At 62.6% G+C, this 1,466-nt stretch carries 1 protein-coding gene; it reads left to right on the top strand.

Annotation, left to right across the window (positions count from 1 at the left end; translation table 11 throughout):
• The first annotated feature begins 1 nt into the window (after window position 1).
• Complete coding sequence (gene tuf / locus G455_RS0122175; protein WP_028094072.1) at window positions 2-1,177, top strand: elongation factor Tu; 1,176 nt, start codon at window positions 2-4, stop codon at window positions 1,175-1,177.
• The last annotated feature ends 289 nt before the right edge of the window (window positions 1,178-1,466 follow it).

Raw genomic sequence — 1,466 nt, 5'->3', positions numbered from 1 at the left:
CATGGCAAAGGAAAAGTTTGATCGTTCGAAACCGCACGTGAACATCGGCACGATTGGTCACGTTGACCACGGCAAGACGACGCTGACGGCTGCGATCACGAAGTATTTCGGCGACTTCAAAGCCTACGACCAGATCGACGGGGCGCCGGAAGAGAAAGCGCGCGGGATCACGATCTCGACGGCGCACGTTGAGTATGAAACCGAGAGCCGCCACTATGCGCACGTGGACTGCCCCGGCCACGCCGACTATGTGAAGAACATGATCACCGGCGCGGCGCAGATGGACGGCGCGATCCTGGTTGTGAACGCAGCTGACGGCCCGATGCCGCAGACCCGCGAACACATCCTGCTGGCCCGTCAGGTCGGCGTTCCGGCGCTGGTGGTGTTCCTGAACAAGGTCGACCAGGTCGACGACGAGGAACTGCTCGAGCTGGTGGAAATGGAAGTCCGCGAGCTGCTGTCGTCCTACGACTTCCCGGGCGACGATATTCCGATCGTTGCAGGCTCTGCGCTGGCGGCGATGGAAGGCCGTGATCCGGAAATCGGCGAAAACAAGATCCGCGAACTGATGGCGGCTGTGGATGAATACATCCCGACCCCGGAACGCGCGGTGGACCTGCCGTTCCTGATGCCGATCGAAGACGTGTTCTCGATCTCGGGCCGTGGCACCGTTGTGACCGGCCGTGTGGAACGTGGCGTGATCAACGTTGGCGACACCATCGAGATCGTCGGCATCAAGGACACCCAGACCACCACCTGCACCGGTGTGGAAATGTTCCGCAAGCTGCTGGATCGCGGTGAAGCTGGCGACAACATCGGCGCGCTGCTGCGCGGCATCGACCGTGACGCGGTGGAACGTGGCCAGGTTCTGTGCAAACCGGGTTCGGTGACCCCGCACACCAAGTTCGAAGCCGAGGCCTATATCCTGACCAAGGAAGAAGGCGGCCGTCACACCCCGTTCTTCGCGAACTACCGTCCGCAGTTCTACTTCCGGACCACCGACGTGACCGGGACCGTGACGCTGCCGGAAGGCACCGAGATGGTGATGCCGGGCGACAACCTGAAGTTCGAAGTCGAACTGATCGCGCCGATCGCGATGGAAGACGGTCTGCGTTTCGCCATCCGTGAAGGTGGCCGCACCGTCGGCGCCGGCGTGGTGTCGAAGATCATCGAATAATCGCGGCGGGTTTTCCCGCCGGGTGGGCGGCAGTCGCTTTTCATGGAAAAACGACGAGAGCCCGGAGCGATGAATGTTCAAATGGAAAGGGCCTCCTTCGGGAGGCCCTTTTCCCATGCTGAGCGCAGCCGACAGCTTTCCTCCCCCCCCCTGCGCCACGGTCACGTGCGTCCGATCTGCCGCCCGCGACTGCCCGAATGCGGCCCATGCGCCCTTCGGCCTTTTTCTGGCTGCCAATATCCTCGGGGGTGAATTGGCCCATCGGGCCAAGAGGGGGCAGACAGCCCCC

This window comes from Pseudodonghicola xiamenensis DSM 18339, assembly GCF_000429365.1.
Lineage (GTDB): Bacteria > Pseudomonadota > Alphaproteobacteria > Rhodobacterales > Rhodobacteraceae > Pseudodonghicola > Pseudodonghicola xiamenensis.
Note: the sequence above shows the minus strand (reverse complement) of the source record. Positions and strands in the feature narration are given on the sequence as shown.

Coding starts and splice junctions, on each gene's coding strand:
- tuf (WP_028094072.1), top strand. CDS start 2: ATGGCAAAGGAAAAGTTTGATCGTTCGAAACCGCACGTGAACATCGGC.